The sequence below is a fragment of the Aestuariivirga litoralis genome (assembly GCF_015714715.1).
Taxonomy (GTDB): Bacteria; Pseudomonadota; Alphaproteobacteria; order Rhizobiales; family Aestuariivirgaceae; genus Aestuariivirga; species Aestuariivirga litoralis_A.
Map to the genome: position 1 here is coordinate 441,117 of NZ_WAHS01000001.1, position 22,952 is coordinate 464,068.

The following is a 22,952-nucleotide window of genomic DNA, read 5'->3' on the forward strand; positions in this document are numbered from 1 at the left end:
TCTCAATGGATTTGGACATTGGCCTATATGAGGAGCGTGAACAGTCCTATATCAAGCATAGGTTTTTGACCAAATATTTGGAAAGCGCTGCGTTTAAGACACTGCAAGGTCATTCGCCCGTTTTTAATTTTGTTGATGCGTTTGCTGGGCCGTGGAAAATTTCTGATGAAGCAAAATATTCTGACGCTTCGTTTGACCAGGCGATTAACACCTTAGAAGCAGTTCGCGTGAAATTGCTGGAGATGGGCAAATCGAACATAAAAATCCGTTTTTTCTTTTGTGAAAAGCGGTCCAATCGCTTTCAAAAATTGAAGGAGTACGCAGAACAAAAGAAGAGCTTCGATATCAACTTATTTCAGGGGGCCTTCGAGGATAATCTCGACGCGATTTCGGCGGCCATTCCACAGGGCGGATTTACTTTTACATTCATCGATCCAACCGGATGGAAAATTCAGAATGCGAGAATTTTCGATTTTCTTAGGAAGCGCAAGGGAGAATTTCTTCTGAATTTCATGGCCGATCATATCAATCGCCATGCTGAGTATTCAAAAGTCGTCGAATCTTTTGGGCAATTTTTGGCCGATCCCAATTGGGCCGATGAGTTTGCGAAAACTTCATCCGACTTGTCTAACGACGAACGAGTTCTACTATTGCTTAAGCGCAAAATGCTTGAAGCTGGGGTCGCGCGCTTTTTGCCAGTCTTTCCGATAATGGTTCCGCGAAAAGAGCGGGTCAAAATGAGGTTGATTTTGGGAACTCAAAGCGCCCATGGCCTCGAACTTTTCAGGGACATCCAATATAAAATTGAACGGGAAGAAATGGAAGTGCGCAGCGGACTTCGCACACCAGATGACGGTCAAACGTCTCTTTTCTCAGACGATTTTCTCGCGAAGATTAAGCAAGACGATGAAGGTGTCGGGAGTAAAAAATACAAACTAGAAGCCACGGCAATTGTGATGGAAGAGCTGGCAACTTTTGGTTCAGTAGTCTTTAAAGATATTGAATTGAAGCTTATGGATGCTGTTCCCATTAGATCTACGCAGATCAAAGAATTGATGAATGACCTTCGAGGCGCCGGTAAAATTGCTTATCATTTGCCGCCGAGGATGCGCAAAGCACAGCCAGACACGATCATAAAGAAGGGTACATAGAAAATATTCCTTGACAAAGGAATATAAGTTATGTACTGCTCCGCCCGTCTTTTTCAAAGGAGGGGACGATGCTGATCACAGAGTTCCAACATTGTGAAGAAGAGTGCAGCGCCTGCAGGGTGAAGCCTAACTCACTTCATGCCTCCGGGAGCTCCGGTTCTGGACCTTGGGCACTAAGACCCAAGCGCCTTCAATGGCTGACCAATATCAGCCCCGGATTTAAAATCGCTGCGTTTTGCCTTCGGGCTTCAGGCCTCTCGGCCATCTACAACTCCACACTCAGCATATGCGGGCTTGAAGCCAGGAGCGGGCATTCCCCTCCATTTTCCTTCGGCGGCGCCATGAGGTGACGCGGCCGGCACCCACCCTTCATCCCTTGCGCAGTGGCGCGAATGTCAGGGCAGGTGTCAGCTTAATTCAAACAGATTTGAACTCAGGCAGGATCAGGGCTTGTGCACGAAGACGAACGCGTGGGCAGACCCGCCGTTCGAATTGGTCGTGGTCGGTGGTTGCGAGTAAACGACCTGGCCATTCGCCGTTACTGTGACCGAGGTGGTCGTTTGACCGTTGCTCGACGAGACAGACACAGATGTGCCACCCGATGCAGAAACAGTCTTGGCATCCGCAACATGCGCGGCCAGCACTACGAAACCCGCAATCATCACATATTTCATTGGGACCACTCCAATTCGCCGTTAACTTGCGCCCCAACTCTGGATGGCATTGAGCCTTGCGGAACAGCGTGAACTGGCAGTTATCCACAGGTTATGCACAGGATCGGGTGCCCGGCTGCCTTGGTTGGGCTTTTTCGCTGAATTGCCTGCTCCCGGGCAGGTCTTGCGCTGCAACATCGGCCCCGCTATAGCCCGGCCATTCATTCAAACCTTTGAGGAACACCATGGCTATCGAACGCACTTTCTCCATCATCAAGCCGGATGCCACCAAGCGTAACCTGACCGGCGCCATCAATGCCGTGATCGAAAAGGCTGGCCTGCGCATCGTGGCGCAGAAGCGCGTGAAGTGGTCGAACGCCCAGGCCGAAGCCTTCTACGGCGTGCACAAGGAACGCCCCTTCTTCAAGGATCTCGTTTCGTTCATGATCTCCGGCCCGGTGGTCGTGCAGGTTCTGGAAGGTGAGAACGCCGTTGCCAAATACCGCGACGTGATGGGCGCCACCAATCCGGCCAATGCTGCGCCGGGCACCATCCGCAAGGAATTCGCTGAATCAATCGAAGCCAATTCGGTGCATGGTTCAGACAGTGCCGACAACGCCAAGATCGAAATCGGCCAGAACTTCACTGATGCAGAAATCGTAGGCTAAGGCATGAACAAGATCGCGCGTGTCGTTCTCGCCGTGGGGGCTTACATCGCCTTCATCGTGCTGGTGAACCTGCTGTTCATTCCGCAGAATCTGATTGAGGGTGTGACGCAGTTCACCACCACCAGCTGGATGGGCACGCTGTATCTTGCCAATGTGATTGTGGGTTTCGTTTTCGTGCTGCGTGATTATGCGCAGCGCGAGATCGGCCACAAGGTGTTGATCGCCACGGCGCTGGCCGGCATTCCGGTCTGGTACTTTGCCGGGCCTGAACTGGCGGCGGCATCGCTGATCGCCTTCATGCTGTCTGAAATGACCGACTGGGCGGTTTACACTTTCACCAAGCGCCCGCTGCAGAGCCGCATTTTCATCTCGGCGCTGTTTGCCGTGCCGGTGGATACGCTGGCCTTCCAGCATCTGGCCGGTTACCTCACGCCTGCGGCTTTCGTGACAGAAGTTGTGTCGAAAGCGATTGGCGTTGTGGCGGTGTGGTATCTGCTGAAGCTGCGGGTGGGAAACGCTGAGGTTGCCGCGGCTGGCCATTAAGGCTTACCGCGCAAAGGACGATCGATACTGGCGGGGCGATAGGCCCCGTCTGCGTTTGAAGTGCCGGTTGAAATTCGCCAGCGAGGCATAGCCCACATCAGACGCGATATGCTGGATGGGCTGACTGGTTCCAGATAAACGCGCGCAGGCTTCGCCGATGCGCAAGCCGATCAGATAATCCGAAATTGTCACCTGCATGTGTTTGAGGAACATGCGGTGCAGGCCTGAGACGCTCAAGGAAGCGATCTCAGCAAGTTCCTCAAGCCGCACCACTTCATTGTGATGCTGGTGCAGATGCAGGAGCACGCGGTCAATGCGGCTGTTGCGGCTCTCCATCTCGCGCGGTGTGTTGATCGAAAGCGGTGTGGCCTCCGCCGCTGCCACGCGCAGCAGGATATTGATCAGGCCGATCAGCCGCTGTGCGGGATCACGGGTGTAGATGTCCTGGTACTCGCTCGCGAGTTCGAGGCCGAGTTTGGAGCCGAACGAAAGCCCGCTCATCCCGCGCGTGATCAGCCGCTCGATGGGGCGCAGCTCCACCGTGCTGGCGGTCAGACTTTCGATCCACTCCTTGCGGAACCAGAAGACGAGGGCCACATGCGGTTTCGCCTCGTCCTGCTTTTCGCGCGAGGCCCAGGTGTGGGGCAGGTTGGGCCCCACCAGCGCCAGGTCGCCATGTTCGTAATGGCCCACATGGTCGCCGATGAATCTCTGGCCGCGCGAGTTCAGCGTGAGGGTGAGTTCGAATTCCGGGTGGTGGTGCCACTGGAAGGGGATGGCGTCATCGAGCCGGCGATTCAGCATCGCCCAGGACGCATCCGGCGGCGGCTGCAATTGCTCCAGAAATGGCCGTTTGGGGCTCATATGCTCTCCAATACGCCAGAATAGTATCAGAATTCGCCCAAGGCCGACAACACGCGATTTTCGGCGTGGCTAATCTGCTCCCTATAAGCCCGCGCAACAGGAGCTGAAAATGGGAGTTCAACATGCAAGCCACTCAGACCATGGCCAATCCCACCAAAGTGGACAGCCATCCTATCTCCACCACAACAACCCAGCTGCGCGATATCAAGAAGACCCTGCCGCTGCGCGTTCTGTCGCCGGCCGATTGGCAACACTGGATCACCAAGGGCTACGTGATTGTCCGGCAGGCGGTGCCTGTGGAAAATGTGGAGCGCCTTGCCGAGCTGCTCTGGCGTTTTGACGAGAAGGACCCGAACGATCCTTCCACCTGGTATGCGCCGATGCGGCGCACCAACCCGATCAAGGAATTGAACAATGCCGGCATGGTGGAAATCTATAACCACCAGCTGCTCTGGGACAACCGGATGAACGCCCGCGTCTATGATGCGTTCGTGGATATCTGGGACCAGGAAGACTTGTGGGTGGCGATTGACCGCGCCAATCTCAACCCGCCGAAAAAAACAAAGGGCAATCCGGAAGGTTTCATTCACTGGGACGTGGACACGTCGCTGTCGCCGCCGCCGGTGGGTGTGCAAGGCGTGCTGAGCCTCAAGAAGCAGGACGGCGATGTTGGCGGCTTTCAATGCGTGCCCTATCTGTTTGAACATTTCGAAGACTGGGTGAAAACGCAGCCGGCTGATCGTGATCCGCTGCATCCTGACATGACCGGCCTGACACGCGTCAATCTCGACATGGAGCCGGGCGATTTGATGATTTTCAATTCGCTTCTGGCGCATGGCGTGCGGCCCAACCATTCCGACACCCGCGTGCGCATGGCGCAGTATATTTCGATGTTCCCCGCCAACTGGGACGACGAAGAAACACGGCTGGAGCGGGTGCGCCTGTGGCGCGAGCTGGACCATCCGCAGCGGGATTCCATGCCGGGTGATCCGCGCGAATGGGAAAAGAAGAACGCCACCACAGCGAAGCTTACGCCCTTGGGCGAAAAGCTGCTGGGTTCGGCGCGCTGGTAATTTCAGGAGAGAAACATGCAATCCAACACAGCCACTATGGGCCACGCCTTGAAGCGCGACGCGCACTGGACCTCATCATCCACCGTGCAGCTCAAGGACATCAAGAAGAAGCTGCCGCTGCGGGTGCTGTCGGAAGCGGATTGGAAGCAGTGGACGACCAAGGGCTATGTGATTGTGCGCCAAGCGGTGCCGGCGGCCAATGTCGAGCGGCTGGCCGATCTGCTCTGGAAATTTGACGAGAAGGACCCGGCGGACAGCTCCACTTGGTATGCGCCGCAGCGCCGCGACCACATCATGAAGGAGCTGAACGGCACCGGCATGCTGGAAATCTATAACCACCAATATCTCTGGGACAACCGGATGGAGAAGCGCGTCTATGATGCCTTCGTCGATATTTGGGACCGTGAGGATTTATGGGTGGCGATTGACCGCGCCAATCTCAACCCGCCCAAAAAGGTAAAAGGCAATGCCGATGGCTTCATCCATTGGGATGTGGACACCTCAATCACCCCGCCGCCAATTGGCGTGCAGGGCGTGCTGAGCCTGAAGAAGCAGGATGGCGATGTCGGTGGCTTCCAGAGCGTGCCTTATCTGTTTGAGCATTTCAATGAATGGGTGAAGACGCAGCCAGCCGACCGCGATCCGATGCATCCGGACATGACGGGGCTGAGCCGCGTCAATGTCGATATGGAGCCGGGCGATTTGATGATCTTCAATTCGCTGCTGGCGCATGGCGTGCGGCCGAACCATTCTGATAACAGGGTGCGCATGGCGCAATACATCTCGATGTTCCCGGCTGATCCTGAAGATGCGGAAACACGTGCTGAGCGCGTCCGCCTGTGGCGCGAACTGGATCACCCCAAGCGTGATGCCTTCCCTGGCGATCCGCGCGGCTGGGAAGCGAAGAATGCGACTACGGCCAAGCTCAATCCATTGGGTGAAAAACTGCTCGGCCTGACGGACTGGTAGGCGTTTGCAAATCGCCTTCTCTTGTCTATGTTGCTTTTCTGTAACGGGGGAAATCGAACATGGGCAAGGGCAGGCTTGAGGCCTTTTTTGATGCGGTGGTTGCTGTTGCCATCACTATCATGGTTTTGGAACTGAAGCCGCCACATGGCGCGGAACCCGCTGAGTTGCTGGGCGCGTTGCCCATTTTCCTCAGCTACATCCTGAGCTTCATCTATATCGGCATCTATTGGGTCAACCACCACCATTTCTATTACCTGGTTCACAAGATCTCTGGTGGCATGCTGTGGGCCAACCTGCATTTGCTGTTCTGGCTTTCGCTCATTCCCTTCACGACGGGCTGGATGGGAGAGAACCATTTCGCCATGTGGCCGGTTGTCGTTTACGCGTTGAACCTGCTGGCCTGCGCCATCGCCTACACGATCATGTCGTTCGTGGCTGTCGGCGTGCATGGTGCTGGTTCAGACGTGGCCAAGGCGGTGGGCCGCGACAAGAAGGGCAAGATTTCGCTGGTGATCTATCTGCTCTCGTTGCCGCTTGCCTTCATCAATCCGATGCTGTCTTGCGCCTGTTTCGTTGCCGTGGCGCTGATCTGGTTCATTCCGGATCGCCGCATTGAACGCGTGATGGGCGCGGGCGTTTAGACGCGGCCGGGATCAATCATTTCCATCGCTGATCGCTTGCGCTCGTGGTTTGAAATCCACAACGCGCAGGCAATGAGGATTGCCACGCCCACGAAGGTAAAGACATCCGGGAAGTTGCCAAAGAAATACCAGCCGGCCAGAACGGCGTTGATCATTTCGGCATAGCCAAAGGGTGCGAGCAGCGAAGCTTCGCAATATTCAAAGGCGCGGATGACCAGATAGTTTGCGAAAGTGCCGATGGCGGAAAGACTGAACATCATGAGCCATTGTTCAATTGTGGGCCATTGCCACTGCGTGAGCATGATCACACTGGCAATCACACCTCCAAGGAACGATGTGTAAAAAGTGTTGGCCAAGGCCGACGAATTGCCAGCCAGCTTGCGCGAAATAATCAGCACAAAAGCCGAAGCGCAGCCTGAGGCGAAGGCCAGCAGCGTGCCGGGATTGAATGCGACGAGGCCGGGGCGGATGATCACCAGCACACCAAGAAAGCCGATGGCCACGGCGATCCAGCGGCGCAGGTCCACCGTTTCTTTCAACAGGAAGGGCGCCAATGCCGTGAGCATGATGGGCTGGATGAAATAGATCGATAGTGTTTCGGCCACGCCCTGGAATTTCATCGCGGAGAAAAACAGGAAGGTGGTGGCGACGATGAAAATCGCACGGCCGCCATTCAGTTTAACATCGCGCAGTGCCAGCGCGCTCCGGCCTTCCAGCGCAATCAGGATCGGCATAGTCATCAAGGCGCCCAGGAAGAGACGGGCCCACACGATCTCCATGATGGGCAAGCCTTGCTCGCCCAGCTTCTTGGCCATCACATCGAGGAACGGAAAGATCAGCATCGCGGTGAGCATATGCGCGATGCCGATCAGGGATTTGTTGATGGGCTTGCTCATGGATGCGCCGCCGCTTCGCTGGCTTCAGCGGCCATTTTGCGGCGCTCGTTCTGTGAGATGTAAATGGCGCAGGCAATCAGGATGGCGACACCGAGGAAGGTGTAGCGATCCGGAAAGTCGTTGAAAAACACCCAGCCCAGAATGACCGAAGTTACCATCTCGGAATAGTTCAGGGGCGAGAGCAGGGAAGCCTCGCCGTAATCATAGGCTTTGGTGATGAAATAGTGGCCGAGGATGGCAATGCCGCCCAAAGCCAAGAGCAACAGCCATTGCTGCGGCAGTGGCGGCAGCCAGTAGGTGGGTGCCAGTGCGGTGAGAGCCACAGCCCCGATGGCGCTGGTCTGGAAGGTGGTAATGATCGGATCGGCGCGGCCCTGCAACGCGCGGGTGATCAGGATGTAGAAGGCGGATGACAGGCCGGCGAGCAAGGCCAGGAAGTGACCGGCGCTGAATTCCTGAATGCCCGGCCGGATGATGATCAACACGCCGATGAAACCGGCAAAGACCACTGCCCAGCGGGTCAGGTCCACCTTCTCCTTCAACACGAAGGGTGAGAGAGCCACGATCAATACGGGCTGCACAAAATAGATCGACAGCGTATCGGCCACCGGCAGGTAATGCAAAGACGCGAAGAAAAATGCTGTGCCCATGATCAGGCATAAAGCGCGCAAGCTGTTGAGCAGCGGGTTGACCGGATGCAGGGCCGCACGCCCCTTGCTGCGCAATGCGAAAGGCAAAGTGAGGAGGGCACCAAAGAAAAACCTGGCCCAGACCAGCTCCGGCACGGGAATGCCTTGCCGACCGAGATGTTTGGCGATGACGTCAATCATCGGCAGGATGGCCATGGCCGACAGGAGCAAGACGATGCTCAGAAGCGTCTTGTTGCGGGCAACGGGCGTAGCGGCGGCGGACATGGCCATCCGTTTACCCGTGCGCCCAAGGCCAAACCACCCCCGGCCAGAAAGAATCCGGTTCTGGCCCTACTAGGCTTTCAGGCGTTCGTTCTTCGGGTCCCAGATACTTTCGGCAATGATGCGGGCTTTGCGCTTTTCGCTGAAGATCATGACTTCGAACTCAGTCCCGATGGCGGTCAATTTCGGATCGACATAGGCGAAGGCCAGCGACTTTCCTACCGCGTGACCGAAGCCGCCTGATGTGGTGAGGCCGACGATGTTGCCTTGGTGATAGACGGGCTCGTTGCCCATGCAATCGCTGTCAGTGTTTTCGACTTCCATATAGACTAGCTGGATGCGGGGCCCACGCTGTTTGAGATTGAGCGAAGCCGCCTTGCCGGTGAAGCCTTCTTTCTCCAGGCGGATGAAGCGCGCCATCGAGGCTTCGAACATGTCGATTTCGGCGGTGAGTTCCGAGCCCCAGCCGCGATAGGATTTTTCCATGCGCAGGGAGTTCATTGCATAAGTGCCGAACAGCTGGATGCCAAGCGGCTTTCCTGCCTCCATCAGCGTGTCATAGACTTTCGGCGCATCGGCCATCGGCACATGGATTTCCCAGCCGAGCTCGCCTACATAGTTCACGCGTACGAGGCGCACGCCTTTGATGCTGGCCACTTCTCCCACTTGCGCCGTGAGCCAAGGGAAGGCGGCGTTGGAGAGATCGGTCTTGGTGCAGGCGCTCAGAACATCGCGGGCGCGCGGGCCGGCGAGGACGAGGACGGCATAATCATCCGTCACATCCGTGACGGTGACTTTCTCGCCAGCGCGCAGACGCCAGGACAATTGATCGAAATCATAGTCCTGTGCGGCGGCAGCGCTCAGCACATAGAAATGATCATCAGCCAAGCGTGTGATGGTCATTTCACTTTCGATGAAGCCGTTGTCGTTCAGCAAGTGAGACAGCGCGAGGCCGCCATTTTTGGCGGGGATCTTGTTGGCATGAATGCGGTTCAGGAAGCTGAAGGCATCTGGCCCCTTCACTTCGAATTTGGCGAAGGTGGAAAGGTCCATCAAGCCCACACGCTCGCGCACGGCCATGGCTTCGGCCTTCACGGCTTCAAAGGCGTTGTTGCGGCGGAAGGAATAGGCTTCACCCTTGCCGGATTTGTCGAACCAGCGGGCACGCTCCCAGCCGAAGATCTGGGCGAATTGCGCGCCCTCATTCTTCAGTTTGTCATAGAGCGAGGATTTGCGCAGGCGGCGGCCCACTTCGTGCTGCTCGGCTGGCTTGTAGCAATAATACATGTGGTGATAGTCGGTGACGGAAACTTCCGCTGTGTAATCCTTGGAGGCCCAATTGCCGAAGCGGCGCGGATCGAATTCGCGCATGTTGATTTCGGCTTGGCCATGGACCATCCATTGTGCCAGATATTTTCCGGCACCGCCTCCTTGGCAGATGCCGATCGACGCGCCGCAATGCATCCAGTAATTCTTCGGGCCATGGGCGGGGCCTGAGAGATAAACACCATCCGGTGTGTGAGTGATGGCGCCAGAGATGACGGACTTGATACCAGCCTTGCCGAAGAGTGGGAAACGCTCCGTGGCTTTTTCCAGCCAGGGCATGATGCGGTCCACTTCGTTAGGCTCCAGCTCGCTTTCATAGTCCCAGCGCGGCGGCTGGCCATCCCAGCAAGTATGGGCGGTGGCGGTTTCATAGGGGCCAATCAGCACGCCGTTGGTTTCCTCGCGCAGATAGGCGTGGGAGTAAGGGTCGCGCACCACGGGCAGTTCCTGCTTCAGGTCAATCAACTCCTGCAGCGGTTCAGTGATGATATATTGGTGCAGCATGTTGGCGATCGGCACATTGTGCGCGGTCCAAGAGCCCACCACGTCGCAGTATGAGCCGGCCGAATTCACCACATGCTCGCAATCGATATTGCCTTGCTCGGTGAAGACGCGCCATTCGCCATTGGGTAGCAGCTTGATGTCGATCACCCGGTTGCGGCGGTAGATTTCAGCGCCCAGCTTGCGCGCGCCCGCGGCCATGGCATTGGTGATGTCAGCCGGGGCGACATGGCCATCGGTCACCGTGCGGAAGGCGGCTTTGATGCCGAAGGTTTCGAGATAGGGGTGATATTGCTTGATCTCAGAGGGGCCGATGATTTCGCCCTCGTATCCTGCGAGTTTTGAAATGCCATAGACATATTTCAGCCAGTTCACTTCCTCGTCGGTGGTGGCGAGGCGAAGACCACCGCAGCCATGCCACGAGACGGCTTGCCCGGTGAGCTCTTCAAGCTTGGGATAAAGCTGGGTGCCATAGAGATGCACCTTGGTCATGTTCAGCGAGCCGTTGAAATGTGGGCATTGGCCAGCCGCGTGCCAGGTGGAGCCGGAGGTGAGCTCGCCCTTTTCGATCAGGGCAATATCGGTCCAGCCTTCGAGCGCCAGATGGTAGAGCAGGCCCACGCCCATGACTCCGCCACCAACAACAACAACTCGCGCATGAGATTTCATGATTCAACTCCAGTTGCGGGCAATTTCGCTGATGGCACGGGCTTGAACAAGCTCCAGATTTTGCAGGGTGGTGAATCCGGCTCATGGGGCCGGTACGAACTCAACCTGTGATGGATTGTTGCAAGATCTGAAATAAATCACTACTCCTGATTGCTTTTTTCCTGGAGTAAGGTTCGCTAACAAATAGTGAAGTTCGTACGGGGAATAACATGAATTTTGGGGCATATGTTGCGGGTTTGATTTTTGCTTTCGCAGTCGGTTGCGTTGGGACATCCTCAGTGGCGGCGGATATCACCTCCGGCCCATTGCCTGCGGTTTCCGGGATCAATGGCAAGATTGAGTTTGAGGGTGGCCCCTATGCGATTGATGCGTTCAACGGCAGCACTGAATGGAAGGGTGGTGCCTCCTTGTCCATTCCATTGGGCGAGCGCTTTGGCCTGCAAGGTGACCTCGGGGTAGCGAATACAATTGCCGGCAGCAGCATCAGGGGTGGGGTTCTCCATTTTTATACGCGCGACCCCAGCGCCTATCTTTTGGGCGTGACAGGTGGCGGCTTCTGGACTGACAACGGCGACGCGCAGGCGATCGGGCCGGAAGTAGAACTCTATTCTGGTCGGTTTTCATTCCAGGCATGGGGTGGCTATCTGAATGCCAATTTCAACAATGTGAGCGGCGGCAAGTTTTTTGGCTTCGGGGATATTTCCTATTACGCGACCGAGAATTTTCGCCTGAATGTGGGCGTGCGTGACGTAGCCGACTTCAAGACGGCACATATTGGCGCCGAATATCTGCTGAGTGAAGAAACGCCTTTGGCGATCACGCTAAATGGCAAGATTGGCGACGATAACTACCGTGCAGCGGACTTGGGCTTGCGCTTCTATTTTGGTCCGACAGCCAAGAGCCTGATGCACCGCCACCGCGAAGACGATCCGCCGAACCGTATTCTCGATGTGTTTGACAGTGTGGGAAGCCAGTTCGGGAAACCTTTGACAGGTCCTGACTCCTGCGTGCCGCCCGCGACACATTGGAACGGTTCTTTCTGCGAGATTCCGGAATAAATCGCCTCATATGGCGTGAAGGGCCGCTCTTTGGAGCGGCCTTTTTTATTTGGCAAGCTGATAAAGCATCAGCGCGGCAGCTGCGCCCACATTAAGGCTTTCAACTCCGGCCTTCATCGGAATCCTGACCTTTGTCTTGCAAGCCTTTGAAACGGAATCAGAAAGGCCACGCGATTCGGAACCCAGGACCATCAATGTGGGCGCCTTGTAGCTTCGGCGGAAATCCTGTGATGCATCCATGCGCGTGGCCACGCTTTCGCCCGGCCAGCCGCCGAGGAAATCCACAAAACTCTGTTGCGGCATGCGGGTGAGCGGCAGCGCGAAGACCGAGCCCGTTGAGGCGCGCACGCATTCGCCCGCATAGGGATCGCAGCAATCGCCGACCAGAATGATGCCCGCCATTTGTGCCGCATCGGCCGTACGGATGATGGTGCCGAGATTGCCGGGATCGCGGATTTCTTCCAGCGCCAGCCAGTTGCCTTCCTTGGAAGGATGCGGCTGCCAGCGCTGCGGGAAGGCGGCCAGCACATCATGCGGGTTATTCTGCGCGGAAAGTTCAGCCATCAGCTTTTCGGTGACAATGAAGGGCTTGATGTCGTCGAACATGTGGATGGGCTTGGTGGAGATCAAATAGGCGGGCTGCCAGCCCAAGGCTTCGGCACGCTCCAGCATCTGCAGGCCTTCGGCCACGAACAGGCCGGCGTCACGGCGGCCCTTCTTGTCGGCAAGGGAGCGGATTAGCTTGATGGTGGGATTTTGGGCAGATGAAATCGGCAGCATGATTCCTCATACCCACAGTCCCGCATGCGCACAATGCCGGGTGAGCGCTTCTCAGGTTTGGCATTCCATGCCAAGCTTTCACAAAAGATTCTGGGAGTGAGTGATGACATCGGCAAATGAAACAGTTTCAACCTGGCTGGTGCAATTTGATGCTGCGCTTAAGGCGCGAGACATCAGCGCCGCGACAACATTATTCGGCGAAGACTGTTTCTGGCGCGACCTGGTCAGCTTCACCTGGAACCACAAGACGATGGAAGGCCGCGCAGCGATTGCCGACATGCTGGCGGCAACACTCAAGGATGCAAAACCTTCACACTGGAAAATCGAGGGCGATGCCACCACAGACGGAGACTTGACCGAAAGCTGGATCACTTTCGAGACGGCATCGGGCCGGGGCAGGGGCCGTCTGCGCCTCAAGGGCGGCAAGGCTTGGATTCTGCTGACCACACTGGTTGAGCTGAAAGGGCATGAAGAGAAGAATGGCACGCGCCGCATCAAGGGCGCTGTTCATGGCGTGCACAAGAACCGTGAGACCTGGCTTGAATCGCGTGAGCGGGAAGAGCGTGAGCTGGGCCACAAAGTGCAGCCCTATTGCCTGATCATCGGCGGCGGGCAGGGCGGCATCATATTGGGCGCGCGGTTGCGCAAGCTGGGCGTGCCGACGATTATCATCGAAAAGAACAAGAACCCCGGCGACAGCTGGCGCAAGCGCTACAAGTCGCTCTGCCTGCATGATCCAATCTGGTACGATCATTTGCCCTATATGCCATTCCCGGCGGACTGGCCGATCTTCTCGCCCAAGGACAAGATCGCTGATTGGCTGGAAATGTATACCAAGGTGATGGAGCTGAATTACTGGGGCTCCACCACTTGTGAAAGCGCCAGATACGACGAAAAGAAAAAGGAATGGGTGGTGAAGGTGAAGCGGGCCGGCAAGGCCATTACCTTGAAGCCCAAGCAATTGGTGCTGGCCACCGGCCTTTCGGGTTTCCCCAACATGCCGAAATCAAAAGGTGAAGCCAGCTTCAAGGGCGACATCCACCACTCGTCGAAACATCCGGGCCCTGATGCCTACAAGGGCAAGAAGGCCGTCATCATCGGCTCGAACAATTCGGCGCATGATATTGCAGCGGCACTCTGGGAAAATGGATGTGACGTCACGATGGTGCAGCGGACCAGCACGATGATCGCGCGCTCCGATACATTGATGGAGCTGGAGGCCGGGCCGCTGTTTTCGGAAGAGGCGGTGGCGCGCGGCATCGATGTGCACAAGGCTGATCTGCTCTATGCGGCCAATCCCTACAAGGAACAGGCCAAGGGTTTGATCCCGGTGACCAACGCAATCCGCGAGCGTGATGCAGAATTCTACAAGCGCCTGGAGAAAGCTGGCTTCATGCTGGACTTTGGCGATGATGGTTCGGGCCTGCATGTGAAATATATCCGCCGTGGCTCAGGCTATTACATTGACGTCGGCGCCTCGGAACTGATCGCGGACGGCAAAATAAAATTAAAGACCAAGGTATCGATTGCCGAGGTCAAGCCGAAATCGGTGGTGTTCACCGATGGCAGCGAGGTGAAGGCCGACCTGATCGTCTATGCCACCGGCTATGGCAACATGAACAACTGGGCAGCAAAGCTGATCTCGCAGGATGTTGCCGACAAGGTGGGCCGCTGCTGGGGTATAGGCTCTAATACCATCAAGGATCCGGGCCCGTGGGAAGGTGAGCCGCGCAATATGTGGAAGCCGACGCAGCAGGAAGCGCTGTGGTTCCATGGCGGCAATCTGCATCAGTCGCGCCACATGTCGCAATTCCTGTCACTACAGATCAAGGCGCGGATGGAAGGGATTGGTACGCCGGTTTACGGATTGCAGGAAGTGCATCACAAGGCGTGAAGTAGCTCTACTGCAGGTAATCCACGTCGTGTTGCGAGACGACGTAAGTGGCGGTGAAGCGCACCACATCGCCGGGGCCCAGCGCTGACCAGATGCCATCGTTGGTGGTAGCATCATTGGAAACGCCGCTGGTGCTGGTGGTCAGCGTCTCGCCGTACGGGCCGGTGAAAACGCCGGTGCCGTTATGATTGTCGCTGATGGTGATGTTGGTCATCGTCACATTGCCGGTGTTGGTGACGCTGTAGGTATAAGTCAGTGTTTGGCCGACAGCGACCGGGCCTGTCGGCGAAACGGTTTTGGACACTGTGAGGCCAGGGGCACCCTTGGTATCGGTGATGATGCAGGTGAAATCGGAACCCGCTTTCACATTCGCACTGGCAAGGGTGAGCGTGTTGCCTGACATCGTGCCCAGCGTGCCGGTGTTTCCGGTGACCGCGCCATTGGCGTCGGTGCAACTGCCGGCTGACACGAACCAGCCGCCGAGGGCTGCTTCGCTGAGGGTGACGGCGCTGCCAATTGTGGTCACATTGATCGGCGTGGGCGAGGCCGGTGTAGCGGTTGAGGCTGCCGTGGTCGTGATGGATGCCGGTGTAGATGCGAGATTGGTTTGACTGAAGGTGAATGCGCCACCTGCTCCACCAAGCGTGATCTTCTGCAAGGTGAGGCGCGAGCGGAAGTCCGTCAGCACGCAAGTGATGTCTGCGCCGGCGACGATCTTGGCGGCTGTCACGGTGACGATATTGCCGGCAAAGGTGCCGAAGGTTCCGGTATTGCCCGTCACCGCACTGTTGGCATCCGTGCAACTGGCGGCGGTGAGTGCGTAGCCGGCAACGGGGGTCTGCTGCAGGCTGACATCGGTGCCGATGGCCAATACCTTGGAGAGCGTGGGCGAGGAAGGGGTTGCCGTTCCAGCGCTGGTGGTTGTGATGTTGGCCGGCGTGAAGGCCAGGTTGGACTGGGAGAAGCTGAAGGGACCATCGAAGCCGGCCATGGTGAGAAGCTGCAGCTTGAAGGTTGGCGTCTTGTTGTCGGTGACGGTGCAGGCGATGGCATTGCCCGGGGCCGTGGCGCTGGCGTCGAAAAGCATCGCACCGGTCGCGTAAGTGGGCGTGACGGTGCCTGAGCCAAGGCCGGTGCAGGTGACGGTGCTGAATTGATAGCCCGTCGGAATGCCTTGGGTGATGGTGGAGGCGGTCGAAGCCGCAGTCAAAGTTTGTGTCGCTCCGGCAAGGCCGGTGCCCGGCGTGACGGTGGTGATGGTTTGGCTGGACCAGCCGTTGGTGCCAGTGAAAGTGAAGCTGGTTACGCTGCCATTGCTCTTCATAGTGAGCGTGACCGTTGGCAATTTGTTTGAGGTGAGCACGCAGGCAAAGTCTGCACCCGCCACCACGTTGGCTGACGCCAGTGTCATCACGCCAGAAGCGATGGACCCGAAGGTGCCGGTATTGCCGGTGATGCTGCTGTTGGTATCAGTGCAGCTTGCCGCGTTCAGATCAAAGCCCGCTGGTCCCGTGCCGGTCACCGTGATTGCAGTGCCGATGGTTGCGACATTGATGGCAGTGGGGGAAGACGGCGTGGCAGTGGAGGCGGCCGTGGTGGTGATGTTGCCCGGCGTAGATGCCAGATTGGTCTGCGCGAAAGTGAACGGCCCGCTATAACCGCCCATCGTGGTGACTTGCAGTTTGAAGGTAGGCGTTTTGATATCGCTGAGCGCGCAGGTGAAATCAGCACCCGCCACGACTTTCGAGGCGGCCACTGTCAGGACATTGCTGGCGACCGTTCCGAAGCTCCCGGTATTGCCGGTGACGCTGCTATTGGCATCGGTGCAGCTGACGCTGCCGAATGTGTAGCCTGAAGCCGGTGTTTGGGTGAGCTGCACTTGGGTGCCGATGGTCGTCACATTGATGCCAGTGGGCGAGGCAGGTGTTGCGGTATTCACTGCCGTGGTGGTGATCGAGCTTGGCGTGCTGGCCAGATTGGCAGGGGCAGAGAAGGTGAAGGGACCGCCAAAATTACCTGCGGTGGAAACTTGGACCTTGAAGGTGGGCGTCTTGTCATCGGTCACCGTGCAGGCGACTGCATTGCCGGGCGCTGTTGCCAAGGCATCTAGCGCGATCGCACCCGAAGCGTAGGTGGGTGTGGCAGTGCCTGAACCCATGCCAGTGCAGGACAGAACCGAGAACTGATAGGCGATGGGGATGGTTTGGGTGACCGTCGTGGCAGTGGAAACCGCGCTCAAGGTCTGCGTTGCGCCGGCGACGCCGGTGCCTGGCGTCACGGTAGTGATGGTTTGCGATGACCAGCCATTGGTGCCGGTGAAGGTGAAGCCGGTGACGCCGCCATTGCTCTTCATGGTCAGCGTCAGCGTGGCCAGCTTGTTGGATGAAAGCACGCAGGTGAAATCTGCACCGGCAACAACTTTGGCTGAAGCGACAGTCAACACGTTGCTGGCGAAGCTGCCGAATGTGCCGGTGTTGCCAGTGACCGAGCTGTTGGCGTCAGTGCAGGCTACGGCATTGAGATCAAAGCCTGCGGGCGATGTTGCGGTGACCGTCACAGCAGTCGTGAATGCACTGACATTTATGGCCGTGGGCGAGGCAGGCGTTGCGGTGGCCGCCGCAGTGGTGGTGATGTTGCCCGGGGCCGAGGCCAAGTTGGTTTGAGCGAATGAGAACGGACCGCCATAGCCGCCGGTGGTGGAGACCTGCAGTTTGAAGGTTGGCGTCTTGTCGTCCGTCACCGTGCAGGCGATGGCATTGCCTGCCGCCGTGGCGCTGGCGTTGAAGATCATGGCACCGCTGGCCAAAGTAGGCGTGACTGTGCCAGAGCCCAGACCAGTGCAGGAAACCGATGCGAATTGATACGCGCCGGGAATCGTCTGCGTGACGGTGGTTGCGGTGGAAACTGCGCTTAAGATCTGTGTGGCGCCTGCCACGCCTGTCCCCGGTGTGACGGTGGTGATGGTCTGGCTGGTCCAGCCATTGGTACCGGTGAAGGTAAAGCCGGTGACGCCACCGTTCGACTTCATGGTCAATGTCAGGGTCGGCAGCTTGGTTGCCGTGAACTGGCAATTGAAATCGGCACCCGGCACATTGTTGGCCGCCGGGATTGTCAAAGTGTTGGAAGCGAGCGAGATGAATGTCCCGGTGTTGCCGGTCATGCCGCTGTTGGCATCGGTGCAAACTACCGCCGTGAGCGCGAAGCCTGAGGGGTTCGCCTGAGTGACAGTAATGGCTGTTCCCGGGTTGTAGGAATTGAGTGTGGTAAGTCCCGATGTGGGAGAAGGGGTGCTGGCTGCCGTTGTGGTGATGCTGGGGGGTGTCCCCGACAGATTTGTCTGGCTGTAGGTGAAGGCTCCGCCCATTCCGCCTAAAGTCTGCAGCTGCATGACATAGTTTGGCATTTTGCTGGCTGTTGCCACGCAGGTGAGGGCCGCACCGGCAACCACATTGGCCGCAGGCAGTGTCACTGTGCCCGATGTATAGCTGCCGAAGGTGCCGGTATTGCCGGTCGCGGCCGCATTGGCGTCCGTACAGCTGAAGCCGGTTGTGAGCCATACGCCCGCCGGTCCGGAAGAACCCGTGATCACGACGCTGGTGCCCATGGCCGAAATCATGATGCTGGCGGGGGAGGCCGGTGTGGCGGTGTTTGCCGCGGTCGTGGTGATCGGCGCAGGTGTCGAGGCCAAGTTGGAGCTTGAGTAGCTGAACGCGCCATAACCGCCGAGACTTTTCACCTGAAAGGCAAAGTTGGCGAATGCATCTGTCAGTTGGCAGATGAAATCTGCGCCCGCGACAACGTTGGCAGACGGCACGGTCAAGACGTTGCCGGTGAATGTTCCGAAACTTCCGGTATTGCCGGTGACGCTGCTGTTGGCGTCGGTACATGTGGCTGTCATTAGCAAAGCGCTTGGTGGCGGCGTCTGTGTGATCGTGACGGCTGTTCCGATTGTGGAGACATTGATGGCGCTGGGCGATGCGGGGGTTGCCGTCGCGGCGGCTGTCGTGGTGATGTTGGCGGGTGCCGAGACGAGATTGGTTTGAGTGAAGCTGAAGGCGCCACCATAACCACCGGTGGTGGTGACTTGCAGTTTGAATGTAGGCGTCTTGGTATGGCGGTAGGTGCAGGCCAGAGTAGCTCCCGAGGCGACAGCCGTGCTGTCGAAAACCACCGTGCCTGCACCCGTGTTAGGCGTGTAGGTTCCTGAGCCCTGGCCGGTGCAGGTAATCGAGGTGATTGTATAGCCTGAGGGAATGGCATGGCTGATCGTCGTGGCTGTGGAAACGGCGCTGAGATACTGGGTCGCTCCTGCCACACCGGTGCCCGATGTCACCGTCGTGATCGTCTGGCTTGACCACCCATTGGTCCCGGTGAAGGTAAACCCGCCCACATTGCCTGTGCTCACTTCCGTCAGGGTGAGGGATGCCAGCTTCGTGTTGGTGAACATGCATTGGAAGTCGGCCCCGGCCACCACATTGGCTCCGGGGATCGTCAGCTGGGTGCTGGAAACAGAAATGAACGTGCCGGTGTTACCGGTGACGGCGCTGTTGGAGTCGGTGCAGGTCACGCCGGTCAGGGCAAAGCCGGTGGCTGCGGTTTGGTTGACGGTTATGGCGGTGCCAAATCCATAGGAGAAAATGGTTGTCAGGCTGGTGGGTACAGCCGTGTTGGCGGCTGTCGTCGTGTATGGGCCCAGGCCCATCGTGAGATTGGTCTGGCTATAATAAAACGGGCCGCCAAAGCCACCCACCGTTTGCATCTGGAAGGTAAAAGCCGGAACGCGCGTTTCTGTTGCGACGCAGGTGATTGTTGCTCCACCCACGACATTGGCAGCAGGAACGGTGACCATGTAGCCAATGAAAGTTCCGAAGCTGCCGGTGTTGCCGGTAATCGCCGCATTGGCGTCAGTGCATGTCAATGAGGTGTAATACCAGGCGCCTGCGCCCTGGTTATTGTTTGAAATCGTCACATCAGTGCCAGCCGTGGGGATGGCAACGGCAGCGGGCGAGACGGGGGTTGCCGTATTCACCGCCGTGGTGGTGATGCTCGGCGTGCTGGCAATGTTGGATGTGTAAAAAGTGAAGCTGGTGTAGCCGCCCAGGCTCTTGACCTGGAAAGCGACGCTTGCTGCGGTCTCTGTCAGAATGCAATTGAATGCCGCCCCAGCTACGACTTTGGCAGACGGCACCGTAAGCACTGTTCCGGCAAAGCTACCGAAACTGCCGGTGTTGCCCGTCACGCCGCTGTTGGAATCCGTGCAGGTCACCGCTGTGAGTGCATAGCCCGAGGGTGCCGGTGTCGTCAGGGTAACGGCTGTGCCGATTGTGGTCACATTGACGACTGTCGGCGACACGGGAGCCGGTGTGCCCGACGTCACGGTTGTGACGGCACCTGGTGTTGAGGCAAGATTGGTACTGGCCGAGGGTGTGAAGGTTGATGTGCTGGCAAGTGATGTGACCTGTAGAGCGAAGGTGGGTGCCTTGGTGAACGTGAAGACGCAGGTAATGGTGGAGCCTGCCACGACATTGCCCGATGCGAGGGTGAGAACGCCGGCGGAGAAGCTCCCGAAAGAGCCGGTGTTGCCGGTGAGAGATGCATTAGCATCGGTGCAACTGCCTCCCGTCGTGTAGTACCCGGTCGCTGGGCTGCCCGTGATTGTCGTTGCTGTGGCCATGGCCGAGATGATGTTTGCGGTAGGGCTGACCGGTGCGGCCGTGTTGATCGCGGTGGTCGTGGCGCTAGCTGGGGTGGAGTTCAAATTTGATTTTGTGAAGGTGAAGGGGCCACCGAAGCCGCCGGCGGTCGTGGCCTGAACTCTTACCGTTGCCTGCGTGGCCGTTATCACGCAGGTGATATCTGCACCAGCACGCGCGTTGAGCGCAGGCACTGTAAGCAATGTGGATGTTACTGTACCAAAGCTGCCGCTGTTGCCGCTCACCGCCGCATTGGAATCCGTGCAGGAGACGGAGGTTGGGCCGAGGCCGATCGTTGGAGCCAAGGTTAGGGTTGCCGCCGTGCTCACCGCGTTCATATTGATAGCAGTGGGAGAGGCTGGTGTTGCTGTGTTGGTGGCAATTGTGGAAATGGCAGACGGCGTCGATGCCAAATTGACGGGACTGCTGAATGTGATGCCCCCCGTTCCGTCAATGGTCGTCACCTGCACCTTGAATGTGGGCAGCCTGCTGTTGGTGAAAACGCAAGTGATATAGGAACCCGCCTTCACATTGCCTGCGGGGATTGTGCCCGTGAGCGTGGCGAAGCTGCCGAAACTGCCGGAGTTGCCCGTTACAGCTCCATTCGCGTCGGTGCAGGTAAAGCCGGTCAGTACATAATTTGTCGTCGCCGACTCTGTCACTGTCACGGCTGTGCCCGCATTGCTCACATTGATTGCAGTGGGGCTTGCCGGTGTTGCAGTATTGACGGCCGTGGTGGTGATCGAGCCCGGCGTGCTGGCGAGATTGCTGTTGCTGGCAAAGGAAAAGCTGGTGAAGCCACCCAGGGATATTTTCTGGAACAGCACAGAGGCTTTAGTTTCTGTCGCGACGCATGTGATGTTCGCGCCGTAGTCGGAATAGGCGGCAGGTAGTGTCAGCACCTGCCCGGAAACTGTACCGAAAGTTCCCGTGTTGCCGGTAATGGCACTGTTGGCGTCTGTGCAGCTCACTGCTGTCATGGCCCAGTTCGCTGTGGGTACCGGAATCGAGACCGTAGCATCCGTGGCAGCGGTCGTTACGTAGATGGCGGTGGGCGATACGGGGGCGGCAGTTCCGGCGGTGACGGTGGTGATGACACCTGGCGTTGAGGCAAGGTTGCTGCTTGCTGAGGGGGTAAAGCTTGCCGTACCACCAATTGAAGTGACCTGCAGCTTGAAGGTTGGGGCCTTGTTAAGCGTTGCCGTACAGGCAATGTCATTGGCGGCGGCCGTGGCCGTTGTATTGAGCACCAGAGTGCCGGTCTGCACAGACGCCGATGGCGTCGGCTTGTAGGTCGGCGTCATCGATCCGGCGCCCATGCCGGTGCAGGAGGCAGCTGTGAACGTGTAGCCTACGGGGACTGAGACGCTGATTGTCGTGGCTGTTCCTGCGGCTGTCAGTACGTCCTGGGTACCCGCAACAGCCAAACCGGGAGTGGCGGTGGTGATGCTGTCACCGGCGTAGCCGTTGGTGCCGGTGAAGGTGAAAGTGCCGGTCGCACCGTTTGACACCACCGACATGGTGACTGTTGGCATGTGATACTGGACGACAATTTCGCCGTTGCCACCGGTGCTAAAGCATGAGCCCTGGCCGATGCCCGACGTATACTGTGAATCCGCCGAACCACCGGGGCTGGCTGTGCCTGAACAAGCACCGCCGGCATAAGGGAAGTTACTGCCGTTGCTCAGGCTAGCGCTGGTGACGGAACCCGCCAAGAAGCCTGAACCGCCGCCGCCAGGGCCATTGGGATTGTTGCCGCTGTATTGGCAGTTGCCGCCGCCGCCGCCGAAATACCCGCCGCCACCGCCGCCGCCGCCTTCAATGCCGGAGTTCAAGCCGTCGCCGCCGCCATCGCCACCATTGCCGACGGCACCGTCGGCCGGCTGCGCGAACGTGCCGCAGTTTTTGTTGGTTGAAGCCGCGCCGCCCGCAGATTGCGTGCCCCCGCGGCCTGAACGATCCGCGTTTCCATCTTGACCACCTGTGGTGCCACCGCCGCCGCCCGCGGCAGGGTTGCCTGCATCAGCTCCGGGCGAGGCGCCGCCGCCGCCGCCTGCCACCACCAAAGCGTTCGCCTGGGTATATGAGGTCGAAGAAAAAACGCCAGAATAGCCACCGCCGCTTGCCCCGCGATGATTGGAGCTCAGCGAACCACCGCCGGCGCCGCCCGAACCATAGGTTTGCGATGTGGAATTGACCACACCGCCTTGGCCCACGACGATGCCCATGACCTGGCCGCCGGAAACGGTCAGGGTTCCCTTGCCGTAGCCGCCCGCGCCACCGCCGCTCTGATTGCTGTAAAAACTGCTGTTGGCGCCGCCGCCGGCTGCACCCCAAACACGGGTTTCAACCGAGGTGACGCCACTGGGGACAGTGAAAGACTGATTGCCGCCCGAATACGTGAAACGATAGCAGGTGTTGAACCCTGCAGTCGGGGTGCAAGCGACCTGTCCTGCAGTCGAAGGTTGTATTGTTGAGTAGAGGAGGAGGAAGGCGAAGGCGATGAGCCCTCCGCATCTGATCATTGCGCTTACGCGCGCCGTCAGAACCTCACTCCAATCAATTCAGACCCCCAAGTCTCGATGGAACGCACCCATGCCGGAACGATTCGTCCCGCAGCATTCTAGCAACCTGTTTGGGCAGAGAAACTGGTGTGGGGCTT

Annotated in this window: 15 protein-coding genes; 8 read left to right on the forward strand and 7 right to left on the reverse strand. The window is 58.0% G+C overall.

Going from position 1 to position 22,952, the window contains the following annotated elements; translation table 11 throughout:
* Positions 1-5 precede the first annotated feature (5 nt).
* On the forward strand, positions 6-1,151 hold the full coding sequence (gene tcmP, locus F8B91_RS02310; protein WP_196502106.1) for a three-Cys-motif partner protein TcmP: 1,146 nt from the start codon (positions 6-8) through the stop codon (positions 1,149-1,151).
* 443 nt (positions 1,152-1,594) lie between these two features.
* On the opposite strand, the gene F8B91_RS02315 is transcribed toward tcmP, so the two are convergent.
* Entirely contained in the window at positions 1,595-1,825 is a 231-nt protein-coding gene (locus F8B91_RS02315; protein WP_196502107.1) for a hypothetical protein, read from the reverse strand.
* Between the two features lie 224 nt (positions 1,826-2,049).
* On the opposite strand from F8B91_RS02315, the gene ndk reads away from it, so the two are divergent.
* Positions 2,050-2,472 (forward strand): nucleoside-diphosphate kinase, encoded by a 423-nt coding sequence (ndk, locus tag F8B91_RS02320; protein WP_196502108.1) that lies wholly within the window; start codon positions 2,050-2,052, stop codon positions 2,470-2,472.
* A 3-nt stretch (positions 2,473-2,475) separates the two neighbouring features.
* On the forward strand, positions 2,476-3,015 hold the full coding sequence (locus F8B91_RS02325; protein WP_196502109.1) for a hypothetical protein: 540 nt from the start codon (positions 2,476-2,478) through the stop codon (positions 3,013-3,015).
* Between the two features lie 3 nt (positions 3,016-3,018).
* Here the strand turns inward: F8B91_RS02325 and F8B91_RS02330 are convergent, their stop codons facing one another.
* On the reverse strand, positions 3,019-3,879 hold the full coding sequence (locus tag F8B91_RS02330; RefSeq protein ID WP_246714939.1) for a helix-turn-helix domain-containing protein: 861 nt from the start codon (positions 3,877-3,879) through the stop codon (positions 3,019-3,021).
* A 122-nt stretch (positions 3,880-4,001) separates the two neighbouring features.
* On the opposite strand from F8B91_RS02330, the gene F8B91_RS02335 reads away from it, so the two are divergent.
* The 3 genes from F8B91_RS02335 to F8B91_RS02345 are packed head-to-tail and all read left to right on the forward strand — an operon-like array spanning position 4,002 to position 6,562.
* Positions 4,002-4,952, forward strand: a complete 951-nt coding sequence (locus tag F8B91_RS02335; RefSeq protein ID WP_196502110.1) for a phytanoyl-CoA dioxygenase family protein — start codon at positions 4,002-4,004, stop codon at positions 4,950-4,952.
* Between the two features lie 36 nt (positions 4,953-4,988).
* Complete coding sequence (locus tag F8B91_RS02340) at positions 4,989-5,921, forward strand: phytanoyl-CoA dioxygenase family protein (protein ID WP_196503863.1); 933 nt, start codon at positions 4,989-4,991, stop codon at positions 5,919-5,921.
* A 59-nt stretch (positions 5,922-5,980) separates the two neighbouring features.
* Positions 5,981-6,562 (forward strand): TMEM175 family protein, encoded by a 582-nt coding sequence (locus F8B91_RS02345; RefSeq protein WP_196502111.1) that lies wholly within the window; start codon positions 5,981-5,983, stop codon positions 6,560-6,562.
* On the opposite strand, the gene F8B91_RS02350 is transcribed toward F8B91_RS02345, so the two are convergent.
* From F8B91_RS02350 to F8B91_RS02360, 3 genes are all read right to left on the reverse strand, one after another.
* Complete coding sequence (locus F8B91_RS02350; protein ID WP_196502112.1) at positions 6,559-7,458, reverse strand: DMT family transporter; 900 nt, start codon at positions 7,456-7,458, stop codon at positions 6,559-6,561. The two genes, F8B91_RS02345 and F8B91_RS02350, sit on opposite strands and share 4 nt — an antisense overlap.
* The gene (locus F8B91_RS02355) at positions 7,455-8,378 is read right to left on the reverse strand and encodes a DMT family transporter (RefSeq protein WP_196502113.1); all 924 of its coding nucleotides are present in this window, start codon (positions 8,376-8,378) and stop codon (positions 7,455-7,457) included. The genes F8B91_RS02350 and F8B91_RS02355 overlap by 4 nt, the downstream gene beginning before the upstream one ends.
* A 63-nt stretch (positions 8,379-8,441) precedes the next feature.
* Positions 8,442-10,865 carry an FAD-dependent oxidoreductase gene (locus tag F8B91_RS02360; RefSeq protein ID WP_196502114.1) on the reverse strand — a complete coding sequence of 808 codons (2,424 nt, stop codon included), beginning with the start codon at positions 10,863-10,865 and terminating at the stop codon, positions 8,442-8,444.
* A 209-nt stretch (positions 10,866-11,074) separates the two neighbouring features.
* Here F8B91_RS02360 and F8B91_RS02365 point away from each other — a divergent pair, with 209 nt between their 5' ends.
* Positions 11,075-11,923, forward strand: a complete 849-nt coding sequence (locus F8B91_RS02365; protein WP_196502115.1) for a hypothetical protein — start codon at positions 11,075-11,077, stop codon at positions 11,921-11,923.
* Between the two features lie 45 nt (positions 11,924-11,968).
* On the opposite strand, the gene F8B91_RS02370 is transcribed toward F8B91_RS02365, so the two are convergent.
* A complete protein-coding gene (locus F8B91_RS02370) occupies positions 11,969-12,703 on the reverse strand; it encodes a TrmH family RNA methyltransferase (protein ID WP_196502116.1) in 735 nt (244 codons plus the stop codon).
* 103 nt (positions 12,704-12,806) lie between these two features.
* On the opposite strand from F8B91_RS02370, the gene F8B91_RS02375 reads away from it, so the two are divergent.
* The gene (locus tag F8B91_RS02375; protein WP_196502117.1) at positions 12,807-14,597 is read left to right on the forward strand and encodes an NAD(P)/FAD-dependent oxidoreductase; all 1,791 of its coding nucleotides are present in this window, start codon (positions 12,807-12,809) and stop codon (positions 14,595-14,597) included.
* 7 nt (positions 14,598-14,604) lie between these two features.
* Here F8B91_RS02375 and F8B91_RS02380 read toward each other — a convergent pair whose 3' ends face one another.
* Positions 14,605-22,815 carry a beta strand repeat-containing protein gene (locus F8B91_RS02380; protein WP_196502118.1) on the reverse strand — a complete coding sequence of 2,737 codons (8,211 nt, stop codon included), beginning with the start codon at positions 22,813-22,815 and terminating at the stop codon, positions 14,605-14,607.
* Between the last annotated feature and the right edge of the window lie 137 nt (positions 22,816-22,952).

Bases quoted from the DNA above. Each gene is read 5' to 3' on its own strand.
- tcmP (WP_196502106.1), top strand. From the start codon at position 6: ATGGATTTGGACATTGGCCTATATGAGGAGCGTGAACAGTCCTATATC.
- F8B91_RS02315 (WP_196502107.1), bottom strand. From the start codon at position 1,825: ATGAAATATGTGATGATTGCGGGTTTCGTAGTGCTGGCCGCGCATGTT.
- ndk (WP_196502108.1), top strand. From the start codon at position 2,050: ATGGCTATCGAACGCACTTTCTCCATCATCAAGCCGGATGCCACCAAG.
- F8B91_RS02325 (WP_196502109.1), top strand. From the start codon at position 2,476: ATGAACAAGATCGCGCGTGTCGTTCTCGCCGTGGGGGCTTACATCGCC.
- F8B91_RS02330 (WP_246714939.1), bottom strand. From the start codon at position 3,879: ATGAGCCCCAAACGGCCATTTCTGGAGCAATTGCAGCCGCCGCCGGAT.
- F8B91_RS02335 (WP_196502110.1), top strand. From the start codon at position 4,002: ATGCAAGCCACTCAGACCATGGCCAATCCCACCAAAGTGGACAGCCAT.
- F8B91_RS02340 (WP_196503863.1), top strand. From the start codon at position 4,989: ATGGGCCACGCCTTGAAGCGCGACGCGCACTGGACCTCATCATCCACC.
- F8B91_RS02345 (WP_196502111.1), top strand. From the start codon at position 5,981: ATGGGCAAGGGCAGGCTTGAGGCCTTTTTTGATGCGGTGGTTGCTGTT.
- F8B91_RS02350 (WP_196502112.1), bottom strand. From the start codon at position 7,458: ATGAGCAAGCCCATCAACAAATCCCTGATCGGCATCGCGCATATGCTC.
- F8B91_RS02355 (WP_196502113.1), bottom strand. From the start codon at position 8,378: ATGGCCATGTCCGCCGCCGCTACGCCCGTTGCCCGCAACAAGACGCTT.
- F8B91_RS02360 (WP_196502114.1), bottom strand. From the start codon at position 10,865: ATGAAATCTCATGCGCGAGTTGTTGTTGTTGGTGGCGGAGTCATGGGC.
- F8B91_RS02365 (WP_196502115.1), top strand. From the start codon at position 11,075: ATGAATTTTGGGGCATATGTTGCGGGTTTGATTTTTGCTTTCGCAGTC.
- F8B91_RS02370 (WP_196502116.1), bottom strand. From the start codon at position 12,703: ATGCTGCCGATTTCATCTGCCCAAAATCCCACCATCAAGCTAATCCGC.
- F8B91_RS02375 (WP_196502117.1), top strand. From the start codon at position 12,807: ATGACATCGGCAAATGAAACAGTTTCAACCTGGCTGGTGCAATTTGAT.
- F8B91_RS02380 (WP_196502118.1), bottom strand. From the start codon at position 22,815: ATGATCAGATGCGGAGGGCTCATCGCCTTCGCCTTCCTCCTCCTCTAC.